This window comes from Variovorax endophyticus (assembly GCF_025376855.1).
GTDB lineage: Bacteria > Pseudomonadota > Gammaproteobacteria > Burkholderiales > Burkholderiaceae_C > Variovorax.
Map to the genome: position 1 here is coordinate 1 of NZ_JAHUTH010000064.1, position 12,989 is coordinate 12,989.

13 protein-coding genes are annotated in these 12,989 nt (G+C 69.0%); 6 read left to right on the top strand and 7 right to left on the bottom strand.

Annotated features, from left to right (window positions below; genetic code table 11):
• Both KV106_RS39845 and KV106_RS39850 read right to left on the bottom strand, forming a co-directional pair.
• The coding region (locus KV106_RS39845; RefSeq protein WP_261218069.1) for a fumarate hydratase at positions 1-900 on the bottom strand (900 nt) is incomplete at its 3' end.
• Positions 901-975: 75 nt separating this feature from the next.
• Complete coding sequence (locus KV106_RS39850; RefSeq protein WP_261218073.1) at positions 976-1,656, bottom strand: TetR/AcrR family transcriptional regulator; 681 nt, start codon at positions 1,654-1,656, stop codon at positions 976-978.
• A gap of 104 nt (positions 1,657-1,760) precedes the next feature.
• Between KV106_RS39850 and KV106_RS39855 the strand changes: the two genes are divergently transcribed.
• The 4 genes from KV106_RS39855 to kce are packed head-to-tail and all read left to right on the top strand — an operon-like array spanning position 1,761 to position 4,945.
• A complete protein-coding gene (locus KV106_RS39855) occupies positions 1,761-2,738 on the top strand; it encodes a Bug family tripartite tricarboxylate transporter substrate binding protein (protein ID WP_261218074.1) in 978 nt (325 codons plus the stop codon).
• 13 nt (positions 2,739-2,751) lie between these two features.
• Positions 2,752-3,519, top strand: a complete 768-nt coding sequence (locus KV106_RS39860; RefSeq protein ID WP_057597725.1) for a cyclase family protein — start codon at positions 2,752-2,754, stop codon at positions 3,517-3,519.
• On the top strand, positions 3,516-4,013 hold the full coding sequence (locus KV106_RS39865) for a lipocalin-like domain-containing protein (protein WP_261218075.1): 498 nt from the start codon (positions 3,516-3,518) through the stop codon (positions 4,011-4,013). The genes KV106_RS39860 and KV106_RS39865 overlap by 4 nt, the downstream gene beginning before the upstream one ends.
• A complete protein-coding gene (kce, locus tag KV106_RS39870) occupies positions 4,010-4,945 on the top strand; it encodes a 3,5-dioxohexanoate:acetyl-CoA acetone transferase (protein ID WP_261218076.1) in 936 nt (311 codons plus the stop codon). The genes KV106_RS39865 and kce overlap by 4 nt, the downstream gene beginning before the upstream one ends.
• 21 nt (positions 4,946-4,966) lie before the next feature.
• Here kce and proX read toward each other — a convergent pair whose 3' ends face one another.
• Genes proX through proV form a run of 3 tightly spaced genes read right to left on the bottom strand, consistent with a single transcriptional unit; the run spans position 4,967 to position 8,484 of the window.
• Positions 4,967-5,992, bottom strand: coding sequence for a glycine betaine/L-proline ABC transporter substrate-binding protein ProX (gene proX / locus KV106_RS39875; protein WP_261218078.1), 1,026 nt, complete (start codon positions 5,990-5,992; stop codon positions 4,967-4,969).
• Between the two features lie 22 nt (positions 5,993-6,014).
• A complete protein-coding gene (gene proW / locus KV106_RS39880; RefSeq protein ID WP_261218079.1) occupies positions 6,015-7,196 on the bottom strand; it encodes a glycine betaine/L-proline ABC transporter permease ProW in 1,182 nt (393 codons plus the stop codon).
• Positions 7,197-7,221: 25 nt separating this feature from the next.
• Positions 7,222-8,484: a glycine betaine/L-proline ABC transporter ATP-binding protein ProV gene (proV, locus tag KV106_RS39885; protein WP_261218080.1), complete on the bottom strand. Its 1,263-nt coding sequence runs from the start codon at positions 8,482-8,484 to the stop codon at positions 7,222-7,224.
• A 517-nt stretch (positions 8,485-9,001) separates the two neighbouring features.
• On the opposite strand from proV, the gene fumC reads away from it, so the two are divergent.
• Positions 9,002-10,399, top strand: a complete 1,398-nt coding sequence (fumC, locus tag KV106_RS39890; protein WP_057594537.1) for a class II fumarate hydratase — start codon at positions 9,002-9,004, stop codon at positions 10,397-10,399.
• Positions 10,400-10,462: 63 nt separating this feature from the next.
• On the opposite strand, the gene KV106_RS39895 is transcribed toward fumC, so the two are convergent.
• The gene (locus KV106_RS39895; protein WP_261218081.1) at positions 10,463-11,080 is read right to left on the bottom strand and encodes an NAD(P)-dependent oxidoreductase; all 618 of its coding nucleotides are present in this window, start codon (positions 11,078-11,080) and stop codon (positions 10,463-10,465) included.
• Between the two features lie 113 nt (positions 11,081-11,193).
• Between KV106_RS39895 and KV106_RS39900 the strand changes: the two genes are divergently transcribed.
• Complete coding sequence (locus KV106_RS39900; protein WP_261218084.1) at positions 11,194-12,111, top strand: LysR family transcriptional regulator; 918 nt, start codon at positions 11,194-11,196, stop codon at positions 12,109-12,111.
• Positions 12,112-12,114: 3 nt separating this feature from the next.
• Here KV106_RS39900 and KV106_RS39905 read toward each other — a convergent pair whose 3' ends face one another.
• A complete protein-coding gene (locus tag KV106_RS39905; RefSeq protein WP_057594540.1) occupies positions 12,115-12,741 on the bottom strand; it encodes a YqhA family protein in 627 nt (208 codons plus the stop codon).
• Between the last annotated feature and the right edge of the window lie 248 nt (positions 12,742-12,989).

Here is a 12,989-nt window from a genome sequence, read left to right on the forward strand (position 1 = left end):
GAGGTAGACCGGGCCGCTGCCGTCCATCACGAAGTGCGCATGGCGCGTGGCCGCGCAGTTCGGGATCATCGCCACCGGCTTGCTGGCCGCATGGGTCGGGTACATCTTGATCTTGACGTCGAGCACGGTCGCGAGGCCGCCCAGGCCCTGCGCGCCGATGCCCAGGGCGTTGACCTTCTCGAACAGCTCGAGGCGCAGGGCCTCGACCTTGGTCAATTCCTCCTTGCGCGCAGCCTTGGCCTGCAACTCGTGCATGTCGAGGTCGTCCATCAGGCTTTCCTTGGCCAGCAGCGCGGCCTTCTCGGCGGTGCCGCCGATGCCGATGCCCAGCATGCCCGGCGGGCACCAGCCGGCGCCCATGGTGGGCACGGTCTTCAGCACCCAGTCGACCACGCTGTCGCCGGGGTTCAGCATCACCAGCTTGCTCTTGTTCTCGCTGCCGCCGCCCTTGGCGGCCACCGTCACCTCGACTTTGTCGCCGGGCACGATCTCGGTGAAGATCACCGCGGGCGTGTTGTCCTTGGTGTTCTTGCGATCGAACTGCGGATCGGCCACGACCGAGGCGCGCAGCGTGTTGTCGGGGTGGTTGTAGCCACGGCGCACGCCTTCGTTGATGGCGTCGTCGAGGCTGCCGGTGAAGCCGCCCCAGCGCACGTCCATGCCCACCTTGAGGAACACGTTGACGATGCCGGTGTCCTGGCAGATCGGGCGCTGGCCGGTCGCGCTCATCTTGCTGTTGGTGAGGATCTGCGCCATCGCGTCCTTGGCGGCGGGACTGCGCTCGCGCTCGTAGGCCTTGGCCAGGTGGGCGATGTAGTCGGCGGGGTGGTAGTAGCTGATGTACTGCAGCGCGGCGCTGATCGATTCGATCAGGTCGGCCTGCTGGATCGTGGTCGTCATGGTGGGGGGGGCTTTTTTTAGGGTGTGGAAACGCCCCCCGATTATCTCAGCGCCGGGTTTCGCCGGCTGGAGCGTTCAGGCGGGCCCCGCCGCGCGCATGCCCGCCGCCAGGAACGGGATCATCTCGCGCAGCGCCTTGTCGAATTCGCGGCCGTTGCTCGCACCGTCGGAGATCACTTCGAGCCGGCCGGTGTCGGCCAGCACGTACTGGTAGGTGCCCAGCACGAAGATGAAGCGCCAGGCGACCTGCTCCTGCGAGAGCCCGGGCAGGCTGCGCGCGAAGGCGCGCACGAAGCGACGCGAGGAGTCGTCGTAGAGCGAGCTGCGCAGCTTGCTGCCGAAGCGTGTGCCGTCGAGCTGCAGATGGGCCTGCATGCGCAGGAAGTTGCGGCCCCGCGCGCCGCTGAGCGCGAGGGTCACGGCCGGCGTCAGGAAGATCTCGATCAGGCGCTCGAGCCCGATGGGGCGGCCTTTCTGCAGCGCCTCTTCGGCATCGAGCAGCCGCATGCGTTCGTCCACCAGCGGCTGGCCGCCGCGCATGTAGGTCTCGAGGAAGAGGGCGTCCTTCGACTTGAAGAAGTAATGAATCATCCCCTGGTTGACCTTGGCCAGGTCGGCCACCGCGCGCAGCGAGCAGCCTTCGAATCCGTGCTCCGCGAACAGCCGCTCGGCCGCGCGCAGGATGGCTTCGCGGCCATCGGTCTTGCGAGGTGCGCGAGGCGTCTTGGCGGGCGGTGCTGTGGTGGGTGCGGGCATCGAGGCCGATGGTAACGGTACTTGCAGGGAGAACGATTCCGCGTTTATTATTAGTCAATCGACTAACTAAATGAGAAGGCGGATCGACCGCCGACGGAGACGCGATGACCCTGTCCACTTTCTTGCGCGGCACTGCCGCCGCCTTGTCCCTGGCCGTGCTCGCCGCGGCGCCGGCCTGGTCCCAGTACCCCGAGCGCAGCGTTCGCCTGGTCGTGCCTTACCCCGCGGGCGGCGGCACCGACAACATCGCCCGCCTGCTCGCGGACAAGCTCTCGCAGCGCCTGGGCCAGCCCTTCGTGGTCGACAACCGGGGCGGCGCCAACGGCAACATCGGCGCCGACGCGGTGGCCAAGGCGCGGCCCGACGGCTACACGCTGCTGCTCGCGGGCCTGGGCCCGCTGGCCGTGAACCCGGGGCTGTACGCACGCATGCCCTACGACCCGGCACGCGCGTTCGCGCCCATCGTGCAGGTCTCGTCGGCGCCGCTGGTGCTGGTGGCGGGCCCGGGCGCTCCCGTGGGCGACCTGCGCCAGCTGATGGCCTTCGCGCGCCAGCATCCGGGCCAACTGACCCTGGCCAACGCCGGCGAGGGCTCGCCGCACCACATCTGCGCCGGGCTGTTCGCCCGTGAGGCCGGCGCCAGCGTGACCCATGTGCCGTACAAGGGCGCCGCCCCCGCCATCACCGACCTGCTGGGCGGCAGCGTGCAGGCGCTGTGCGACAACGTGGGCACCATCCGGCCCTTCATCGAGTCGCGCAAGGTGCGGCCGCTGGCCGTCTCCACTCGCGCCCGCACCAGCCTGCTGCCCGAGGTGCCCACCTTCGCCGAGGCCGGCCTGCCGGGCATCGACTTCTCCCTGTGGTTCATGCTGGTGGCGCCGGCCGGCACGCCCGCCGACGTGGTGGCGCGCCTCAATCGCGAGGCGAACGCGATCCTCGCGCAGCCCGAGGTGGCCGCGAAGTTCCGCGAGTTCGCCAACGAGCCCGTGGGCGGCACGGTGGAGGCGGCCGCCGCGCACCTGAAGACTGAAACGCAGCGCTGGCCCGGACTGGTGAAGTCCATCGGCCTGGCGCAGCAGTGAGGCGGGGGCATCCATGCAGCTGATCGACCTGTCCGTCGCCATCGAGAACGACCTGCCGGTGGACCGCCCGGGCAACGGGCCGCGCATCCGCTACCAGCACCACCACGAGACCTTCGCGGCCCTGGCCGGGCCCTTCGCCGGCCTGCGGCCCGAGGACCTGCCCGATGGCGAGGCCTGGGCGGTGGAGCGAATCGACCTGTCCACCCACAACGGCACTCACATGGACGCGCCGTGGCACTACGCCTCGACCATGGACGGCGGCCGGCCCGCGGCCACCATCGACGAGGTGCCGCTGGACTGGTGCCATCGCCCCGGCGTGAAGCTGGACCTGCGCCACCTGCCGCACGGGCATGTCGCCACGGTCGATGACCTGGGCACGGAGCTGAAGCGCATCGGCCACGTGCTGCAGCCGCTGGACATCGTGCTGGTGAACACGGCCGCCGCCGCGCGCTACGGCCAACCCGACTACCTCGACAGCGGCTGCGGCCTGGGCCGCGAGGCCACGCTCTGGCTGACGCAGCAGGGCGTGCGCGTGGTAGGCACCGACGCCTGGTCCTGGGACGCCCCTTTCTCGCACACCGCCCGGCGCTACGCCGCCACCGGAGACGCCTCTCTGATCTGGGAGGGGCACAAGGCCGGCCGCACCACGGGCTACTACCAGATGGAAAAACTGACCAACCTCGACCTCCTGCCCGCCAGCGGCTTCCACGTCATCTGCTTCCCCGTGAAGATCCACAAGGCCTCGGCCGGCTGGGTGCGGGCCGTGGCGGTGCTGCCATGAGCGGAGTAGCGGACGACACCTTGCTCGGGACCTGGTATCTGCGCGAGGCCTATGCCGTGGACCCCCGTGGCGAACGCCTTTTCGACGTCTACGGCGCCCGGCCCTCGGGCGTCATCCACTACGGTGCCGACGGCCGCATGACGGCGCTCATCACGCACGACGGCCGCGTGCGCCTTTCGGGCTCGGACCGGCAGGACGCCACCGACGCCGAGAGCGCAGCGGCGTACCGCTCGTCGATCGGCTATGCCGGGCGCTACGTCCGCGAGGGCGACTGGATCGTGCATCACGTCGACATCTCGAGCTACCCGAACTGGGTCGGGACCCGCCTGCGCCGCGAGGTGCGGCTGGCCGGAGACACGGTCGAGCTGCGCACCGCGCCGCAGCCGCAGGCGGGTGTCGAGACCGTCCTGAAACTGGTCTGGCAACGTGCCCCCATCGGGCTGGATGCCATGCCCGAACCCCTTCGCACACCCACCCCATCGGCCACGCCATGACCAAGCTTTCTAGAAAAGTCATCATCACCTGCGCCGTGACCGGCGCCATCCACACGCCCACCATGTCGGACGCGCTGCCCTACCGACCCGAGGACATCGCCCGCCAGGCCATCGAGGCGGCCGAGGCCGGCGCCGCGGTGCTGCACCTGCATGCGCGGCATCCGGAAACGGGCGCGGTCTCCATCGAGCCGGAACGCTTCCAGGCCTTCCTGCCCGCCATCCGTGCCGCCACCGGCGCGGTGGTCAACCTGTCGACCGGCGGCAGCCTCAATCACACGGTGGCCGAACGCATCGCGCCGGCGCTGCGCTTCTCGCCGGAGATGTGCTCGCTCAACATGGGGAGCATGAACTTCTCCATGCATTCGCTCGCGCAGCGCTACAAGCAATGGAAGTTCGACTGGGAGGAGCCCTACCTGCGCGAGTCCGACGGCTACATCTTCCGCAACACCTTCCGCGACATCGGCATGGCGGCCCGTGCGCTGGAAACGCACGGCATCAAGTTCGAGCACGAGTGCTACGACGTGGGCCAGCTCTACAACCTGAAGTTCTGCATGGACAGCGGCCTGTTCGAGGCCCCGGTCTTCATCCAGTTCGTGCTCGGCATCCTCGGCGGCATCGGCGCGGACCTCGAGAACCTGGTCTTCATGAAGCGCACCGCCGACAAGCTCTTTGGCACCGGCTACCAATGGTCGGTGCTGGGCGCGGGCGCGAGCCAGATGCAGCTGGCCGTGGCGGCCGCGACGCTGGGCGGCCATGTGCGGGTGGGCCTGGAGGATTCGCTGCAGATCGCGCGCGGCGAGCTGGCGACTTCGAACGCGCAGCAGGTGGCGAAGGTGCGCCGCCTGCTGGAGGAACTGGGCCACGAGATCGCCACGCCCGAGGAGGCGCGCGCCATGCTGGCACTCAAGGGCGCCGACCGGGTCGCCTTCTGATCCCGGCCGCGCGGCCGATGGCTACTGGGCCGCGGCCCGCGCCTGCGCGATCCAGCTGTCGAACAGCGATTGGTGCGCGCGGATCCAGCCGTCGGCATGCCGCTCCACGTCCTGCTGGCTGTTGGCGCCTTCGCTCATGCGCAGGTTCTGCGCGTTGATGTCGCCGATCGGCACGTTCATGACCTCGAACAGCTTCGCTGCGGCCGGGTTTTTCTCGGCGAACTCGCGGTTAGCAACGATGCGTTCCTGGTTGGCAAGGAAGCCGTAGTTCTTGCCGTTGGGCTGGCGCGTGTCCACGTTCTCGCCACTCTGCGACGCCGAGAACGGCACCTGCAGCCACACCACGTCGGCGCCGGGTCGCAGCACGGCGCTGACCCAGTAGGGCGTCCAGGTGTAGTAGAGGATCGGCTTGTCCTGCCTGAAGCGCGCGATGGTGTCGGCCATCAGCGCGGCATAGCTGCCCTGGCGGTGCGTCACGGTGTCGCGCAGGCCGTAGGCGCCCAGGTGGTTCTCGATCGCGAGCTCGCAGCCCCAGCCGGGGTTGCAGCCCGTGAGGTCGGCCTTGCCGTCGCCGTCGGTGTCGAACAGCTTCGCGATCGCCGGCTCCTTGAGCTGCGCGATGTTGGTGATGTGGTACTGCTCGGCGGTCTTGCGGTCGATCAGGTAGCCCTGCACCGCACCGTCGGCGTAGACGCCCTGGCGCCACAGCTTCGCGTCGCCGCCGCTGTTCTTGTAGAAATCGGCGTGCAGCAGGCTCCAGTGGTTGGCCATGAAGGTGGCATCGCCGTTGGCGATCGACAGGTGCTCGGTCGCGGGCTCCAGGTCCTTCATCGGCTCGACCGTGTAGCCGAGCTTCTCGAGCGCGCGCATCACGAGCAGGGTCTGGAAGGCCTCTTCGGCCAGCGAGCTCTTGAGCGGCTTGACGACGATGCCCTGGCCGGGCAGGTCGGTGGCGGCGTGCGCCGGCAGGGTGAAGGTCGCCGCGGCCGCGAAGGCCAGGGCCAGCAGCCCGAGGCCGCGCGCGATGGGATTCATGGATGTCTTCATGCGTCGTGTTCCTCCTGAAGCTTCAGCGGGTCTGGGTCGAAAGGGCCGGCACGGCTTCTTCCGCGCCGCGCGATGCGCCCGGCGCCACCGCGCGCTGCAGCATGCGCAGCGCCAGGCCCGCGGGCCCGCCATGCCACCAGCGCTGGCCGCCGCGGCGCGGCCGCCCCATGGCCTGCGTCAGCCGGTCGAGCGAGATCGCGAGCAGCACGATGCCCAGGCCGCCGACGGTGGCCAGGCCCATGTCGAGCCGGCCGATGCCGCGCAGCACCATCTGTCCCAGGCCGCCCACGGCGATCATCGAAGCGATGACGACCATCGACAGCGACAGCATCAGCGCCTGGTTGATGCCGGCCATGATCGAGGGCATGGCCAGCGGCAGCTTCACCTTCACCAGCATCTGCCAGGGCGAAGCGCCGTAGGCGCGCGCGGCCTCGATCAGGTCGGGCCGCACCTGGCGCAGGCCCAGGTTGGTCAGGCGCACCAGCGGCGCCAGCGCGAACACGATGGTCACGATCACGCCCGGCACGTTGCCGATGCCGAACAGCATCACCACCGGCACCAGGTAGACGAAGGCCGGCGTGGTCTGCATCGCGTCGAGCACCGGGCGCATCACGCGCTGGGCCCGGTCGCTGCTGGCCAGCAGCACGCCCAGCGGCAGGCCGATGACCATGCAGAAGACCAGCGAGGTCAGCACCAGCGACAGCGTGACCATGGCCTCGGGCCAGATGCCCAGCATCGCGACCAGCAGCAGCGCGACGGTACTGCCGATGGCCAGCGCGCGGCCCGCGAACTGCCAGGCCAGCAGACCGATCAGCGCGATCATCGCGAGCGTCGGCAACCCGGTCAGCAGGCTCTGCACCGAGTTCAGGGTGCTGTCGATCGGCAGCCGCACGGTCTGGAAGAAGGGGCGGAAGTGCTCGACCACCCAGCCCAGGCCCTGGTTGATCCAGGACTCGACCGGCAGCGAGCCGTCCCAGAGGCGGTGCAGCTGGAAGCCGGCGGCGTCGGCCTGGCCGGCGAGCTGGTGCGCGGCGTCGGGCGGCACGGGCGCGTCGAGCCAGGCGCTGGTGGCTGCGGGATCGGGCGCGGCCGACAGGGCTTCCCAGGGATCGAGCGCGACGGGCGCCGGCGCGGGCTGCTGCGCCAGCGCGGCGGCGGCATCGTTGGCGGTGGCGAGTTCGGAGGGCAGGGTGGTGTCGTTCATCTCGGCGGTTCCTTCGAAATCGGGTTCAGGCCAGGACATGGGCCGGGGCGGCGCTCGCGGCGGGGGCGGGCGGCAGCGCGGGATCGATCGGCGGCGTGTCGCGATCGAGGAACTTCAGCAGCGTGGTCTTGCTGATCGCGCCGCAGAAGCGGCCGTCGGCCGCCACCACCGGCACCGCGCAGGGCGCCTGGCCCACCTGGCCGATCAATCCGGCCACGGGCGCGTCGGCCTCGATCGTGCCGAGGTCGACGAGGAAGGCATGGCGCAGGCCCAGCGGTCCCGAATGGCCGTCGAGCGCCGCGCGCAGCGTGTCGGCCGAGACCGTGCCGAGGTAGCGCCGGTCGGGGCTGGTCACGTAGGCGAAATCGCGGTCCTGGTCCTCGAGCAGCTTGAGCGCCGCGCGGGCGCCGCGCTCGGGATGCTCGCAGACCACGGTGAGGGGCTTGCGCGCGATGTCGGCGGCCTTGAACACGGCCGCCGCGTCCACGCCGCGCACGAAGCTGCGCACGTAGTCGTTGGCCGGGCAGCGCAGGATCTCGTCGGGCGTGCCGACCTGGATCACCTGGCCGTCCTTCATGATCGCGATGCGGTCGCCGATGCGCATCGCCTCGTCGAGGTCGTGCGAGATGAAGACGATGGTGCGGCGCTGCTGTTGCTGCAGGCGCAGCAGCTCGGACTGCATCTCGGTGCGGATGATCGGGTCGAGCGCCGAGAAGGCCTCGTCCATCAGCAGGATCGAGGGATCGGAGGCCAGCGCGCGCGCCAGGCCCACGCGCTGCTGCATGCCGCCCGAGAGCTCGTCGGGATAGCTGTCGCCCCAGCCCGCCAGCCCCACCTGCGCGAGCGCGAGGTCGGCCTGCGCCAGGCGCTCCTTCTTGCCGGTGCCCGACAGCTCGAGCCCGAAGGCCGTGTTTTCGCGCACCGTCATGTGCGGCATCAGCGCGAAGGACTGGAACACCATGCTGATGTCCTTGCGGCGCAGCGCGCGCAGCCTGGCGTCGGAGTGTTCGTTGATGTCGGCGCCGTCGATCACGATGCGGCCCGCGGTCGGCTCGATCAGCCGGTTCAGCAGCCGCACCAGCGTCGACTTGCCCGAGCCCGACAGGCCCATGATCACGAAGATCTCGCCGGCCTGGATCTCGAAGGTGGCATCGAACACCCCGATCGACTGGCCGGTCTTCGCGAGGATCTCCTTCTTCGACAGACCTTGGCGCACCAGCGCCAGCGCGTCGTCGGGCGCGTCGCCGAAGACCTTGAAGACGTGGTCGATGAGAATTCCTTTGGCCATATGCCGGGCTCCTTGTGCGAAGGTTGGACGGGCGCCGTTCCGCCTGGAAGCGGGACGGCAGCGGCCACGCCATCAGCCGATGGCTGCCGGAAGGCACTGAGGACGACGTGGCGACGAAACCAGTGCCCGCCGGATGCTTCGCTCGCAGGGCGACGGGCCTGGTCGAGGGGCGCCGCCTGGAGAAGCCTGACGTGGCAGTGGGGCCGGAACTATCCGGCCGGTGTGCCGGGCAGGGCCCGGCGGGAGAACCTGCACCGCGACGGGATTCGAAGATCCGCGAGTAGTGCCGGTGGGAGCTGCAGCGTCATCCCGGAATGGGTTTTGTAAATGACTTGCAGGTCCGCGAAAGACGATGATTATAACTTTTTGACATGAAGCGTGTCAATCCGCCGCCTGCGAACGGCTGTAGTCTGGAACGCAATGGCCGCGTCAGATGAGAGCCATTCTTATCCGGCGATACTCGGGGCCGCGTCCGGCGAGCGGGCGCACCCATTTCCAAGACTGCGGAGCTTTTCTCATGACGACTTCCCCCAAGACCCGTGCCGAGCGCGACACCTTCGGACCGATCGACGTGCCGGCCGACAAGCTGTGGGGCGCGCAGACGCAGCGCTCGCTGCAGAACTTCGACATCTCGGGCGAGCAGCAGCCGCGCGAGATCATCAAGGCCCTGGCCCAGGTCAAGCGCGCATCGGCCGTGGTCAACCACGCGCTGGGCCTGCAGGACGAGAAGAAGACCCACGCCATCGTCGCCGCGGCCGACGAGGTCATCGCCGGCAAGCACCCGGGCGAGTTCCCGCTGGTGGTCTGGCAGACCGGCTCGGGCACGCAGACCAACATGAACGTCAACGAGGTGCTGGCCAACCGCGCGAGCGAACTGCTGGGCGGCGAGCGCGGCGAGGGCCGGCTGGTGCATCCCAACGACGACGTGAACCGCAGCCAGTCGAGCAACGACGTGTTCCCGACGGCGATGCACGTGGCGGCCGTCGAGGCCATCACGCACAAGCTGCTGCCGGCCATCGCCAAGCTGCGCGGCACGCTGGAGCAGAAGTCCAAGGACTTCGCCGACATCGTGAAGATCGGCCGCACCCACCTGCAGGACGCCACGCCGCTCACCCTGGGCCAGGAGTTCTCGGGCTACGTGGCGCAACTCGCGCACGGCGAGGCGCACGTGCGCGCCGCGCTGCCGCACCTGAGCGAACTGGCGCTGGGCGGCACGGCCGTGGGCACCGGCCTCAACGCACCCAAGGGCTATGCCGAGCAGGTGGCGGCCGAGCTCGCGAAGCTCACCGGCCTGCCGTTCGTGACCGCGCCGAACAAGTTCGAGGCCATGGCCAGCGTCGATGCGCTGGTGCACGCCCACGGCGCGCTGAAGACGCTCGCCGCCAGCATGAACAAGATCGCCAACGACGTGCGCTGGCTCGCGAGTGGCCCGCGCAGCGGCATCGGCGAACTGAGCATTCCCGAGAACGAGCCGGGCTCGTCGATCATGCCGGGCAAGGTCAACCCGACCCAGAGCGAGGCCGTCACGATGCTGGCCGCGCAGGTGTTCGGCAACGACGTCGCCATCAACATCGGCGGCGCCTCGGGCAACTTCGAGCTCAACGTGTTCCGCCCGATGGTGGCCCACAACTTCCTGCAGAGCGTGCGCCTGCTGGCCGACGGCATGGTGAGCTTCAACGACCACTGCGCCGTGGGCATCGAGCCGAACCGCGAGCGCATCACCGAGCTGGTGCAGCGCTCGCTGATGCTGGTGACCGCGCTCAACACGCACATCGGCTACGACAAGTCGGCCTACATCGCGAAGAAGGCGCACAAGGAAGGCACCAGCCTGCGCGAGGCCGCGATCGCCTCGGGCCACCTCACGGCCGAGCAGTTCGACCAGTGGGTGGTGCCCGAGAACATGACGGGCCGCTGAGGCGAGCCTGCCCCATGCAAAAAGGACCCGCGAGGGTCCTTTTTTCGTTGGCGAGGGGCTTGCTCAGTAGCCTATCGTGTAGCGCTGGCGCGAATGCGCCGGCTTCTCGAGCTCGTCGATGAAGGCGATCGCGTAATCCTCGAACGTGATCCAGCTGCGGCCCTCGGCGCTGACCAGCAGGTCGTCCTGGCCGAGGCGGAACTTGCCGGTTCGTTCGCCTTCGACGAATTCGGCCGAGGGCGAGAGGAAGGTCCAGTCGAGTTCCTTCTCGGCGCGCAGCGCCTCGAGGAACACGCCGCCGGCCGAGGCCTCGGCCTTGTAGGCCTCGGGGAAGTTCGGCGTCTCGATGACCTTGAGGCCCGGTGCCGCGAACAGGCTGCCGGCGCCGCCGACCACCAGCAGGCGCTTCACGCCCGCGCGCTTCGCGGGTTCGATGATGGCCGCGGGCGGCACGGTCGCGAAGTGGGCGGCGCTGAACACGGCGTCGTGGCCGGCCAGGGCCTTCTCGAGCGCGGTGCCGTCGAGCACGTCGAGGTCGACGGCCTTGACGTTGGCGCGATCGGAAAGCTTCGCGCTGGCATGGCGTGCGATGGCCGTGACCGTGTGGCCGCGGCGAAGCGCTTCTTCGAGGAGGCGGCCGCCGGCGCGACCGGTGGCGCCGATGATGGCGATGTGGCTCATGGAGGACTCCTTGGAACGAGCGATGGAAAGAGGGCGATGAGGCTCATCTTAGGTTTCTCATTTCGAAAGAAATACCTCGAAATTCGCGCTTCTTTATTCCTAAAATCGTTCGAATGGACCGTCTCAACGCAATGCGGGTGCTCGTGACCGTGGTCGACGCGGGCAGCCTCTCGGCCGCCGCCGACCTGCTCGACATGTCGCGCCCCGTGGTCACGCGCTACGTGGCCGAGCTCGAGCAATGGACCGGCGCGCGCCTCCTGCACCGCACCACCCGGCGCCTGAGCCTCACGGCCGCGGGCGAGGAACTGCTGCCGCGCTGCCGCCAGCTGCTGGAGCTCGCGGGCGACATGCAGGCCGCGGTGCGCCATCCGGCCGAGGCGCCGCGCGGGCAGTTGCGCATCACCACCGGCACCTCGTTCGCGCAGGCGCAACTGGCCGATGCGATCGCGGACTACGTGCGGCTCTATCCGGGCGTAATGGTCGACCTGGTGCTGCTCGACCGCACCGTGAACCTGGTCGACGAGCGCATCGACCTCGCGATCCGAACCGCGGCCGAGATCGATCCCAACCTGATCGCGCGCCGGCTCACGGACTGCCGCTCGGTGGTCTGCGCCTCGCCGGCCTACCTGGCCGAGCACGGAACGCCGCAGCGCGTGGACGAACTCGCGCAGCGCAACTGCCTCACGCATTCCTACTTCGGCCACAGCCTCTGGAGCTTCACGCGCAAGAGCGATGGCGCGCCGGTGTCGGTGGCCGTGGACGGCAACGTGTCGGCCAACGACGCGGCCAGCCTGATGGGCCTGGCGCGCGCGGGCGCGGGCATCGCGATGCTGCCGACCTACCTGACGGCGCAGCTCGTGCACGGCGGGGAACTGGTGCCGCTGTTCCCCGATTTCGAGCCGCAGGTGGTGGGCATGTACGCGGTCTACACCTCGCGCAAGCACATGCCGGCCACCCTGCGCACCATGCTCGATTTCCTGGCGCGGCGCTTCACCGAGGTGCCGGCCTGGGACCTGCCGCTGGCGGCCTGAGTTTCAGTGGTCGGCCGGAGGATGCGCCATCAGCCGGTCGGTATAGGCGATGGCCATGGCCGAGAACAGGAAGGCGATGTGGATCACCGTCTGCGCGATCAGCACCTTGTCGGTGTAGTTGTCGGCGTTGATGAAGGTCTTGAGCAGGTGGATCGAGCTGATGCCGATGATGGCAGTGGCCAGCTTGACCTTGAGCACCGAGGCGTTCACGTGGCTCAGCCACTCGGGCTGGTCGCGGTGGCCTTCGAGGTCCATGCGGCTCACGAAGGTCTCGTAGCCGCCCACGATCACCATGATCAGCAGGTTCGAGATCATCACCACGTCGATGAGCGCCAGCACCACCAGCATGATCACCGTCTCGTTGAGCGCGGCCACCGGCGCGGTGGTCTTATAGCCGATGCTGTTGACCAGCGCCTGCAGCGCGGTCTGGCTGCCGAAGGCGGCCTCGACCAGGTGCAGCAGCTCGACCAGGAAATGCACCACGTAGACCGCCTGCGCCACGATCAGCCCCAGGTACAGCGGCAGCTGGAGCCAGCGGCTCGCGAAGATCAGCCGTGGCAGCGGGCGCAACGGCGAGGTGCGGGCGTGAACGGGCATGTTCCGGGGATCGAAAGGGTCGGGGGAGGACATCGAGGGGGCGTGTGTGACGGGGAGCGAGATTCTAGGGGTGTCCCGGTGACGCACTCGTGATAACCCCCCGCTCTAACATCGGGGGTCCGTCAGCAGCACGCCGGTTCGGCGTCAGTGGCCCGTAAGTGGTCGCGCCGACATTACGGCCGCAATTCATCCAGGAGACACGAGACATGAGCAGCGCATCGAAGAACATTGAATCCGTCCTGGTCGAGAACCGCGTGTTCCCGCCCGATGCCCGCGCCACG

Coding starts and splice junctions, on each gene's coding strand:
- KV106_RS39850 (WP_261218073.1), bottom strand. CDS start 1,656: ATGCCCGCACCCACCACAGCACCGCCCGCCAAGACGCCTCGCGCACCT.
- KV106_RS39855 (WP_261218074.1), top strand. CDS start 1,761: ATGACCCTGTCCACTTTCTTGCGCGGCACTGCCGCCGCCTTGTCCCTG.
- KV106_RS39860 (WP_057597725.1), top strand. CDS start 2,752: ATGCAGCTGATCGACCTGTCCGTCGCCATCGAGAACGACCTGCCGGTG.
- KV106_RS39865 (WP_261218075.1), top strand. CDS start 3,516: ATGAGCGGAGTAGCGGACGACACCTTGCTCGGGACCTGGTATCTGCGC.
- kce (WP_261218076.1), top strand. CDS start 4,010: ATGACCAAGCTTTCTAGAAAAGTCATCATCACCTGCGCCGTGACCGGC.
- proX (WP_261218078.1), bottom strand. CDS start 5,992: ATGAAGACATCCATGAATCCCATCGCGCGCGGCCTCGGGCTGCTGGCC.
- proW (WP_261218079.1), bottom strand. CDS start 7,196: ATGAACGACACCACCCTGCCCTCCGAACTCGCCACCGCCAACGATGCC.
- proV (WP_261218080.1), bottom strand. CDS start 8,484: ATGGCCAAAGGAATTCTCATCGACCACGTCTTCAAGGTCTTCGGCGAC.
- fumC (WP_057594537.1), top strand. CDS start 9,002: ATGACGACTTCCCCCAAGACCCGTGCCGAGCGCGACACCTTCGGACCG.
- KV106_RS39895 (WP_261218081.1), bottom strand. CDS start 11,080: ATGAGCCACATCGCCATCATCGGCGCCACCGGTCGCGCCGGCGGCCGC.
- KV106_RS39900 (WP_261218084.1), top strand. CDS start 11,194: ATGGACCGTCTCAACGCAATGCGGGTGCTCGTGACCGTGGTCGACGCG.
- KV106_RS39905 (WP_057594540.1), bottom strand. CDS start 12,741: ATGTCCTCCCCCGACCCTTTCGATCCCCGGAACATGCCCGTTCACGCC.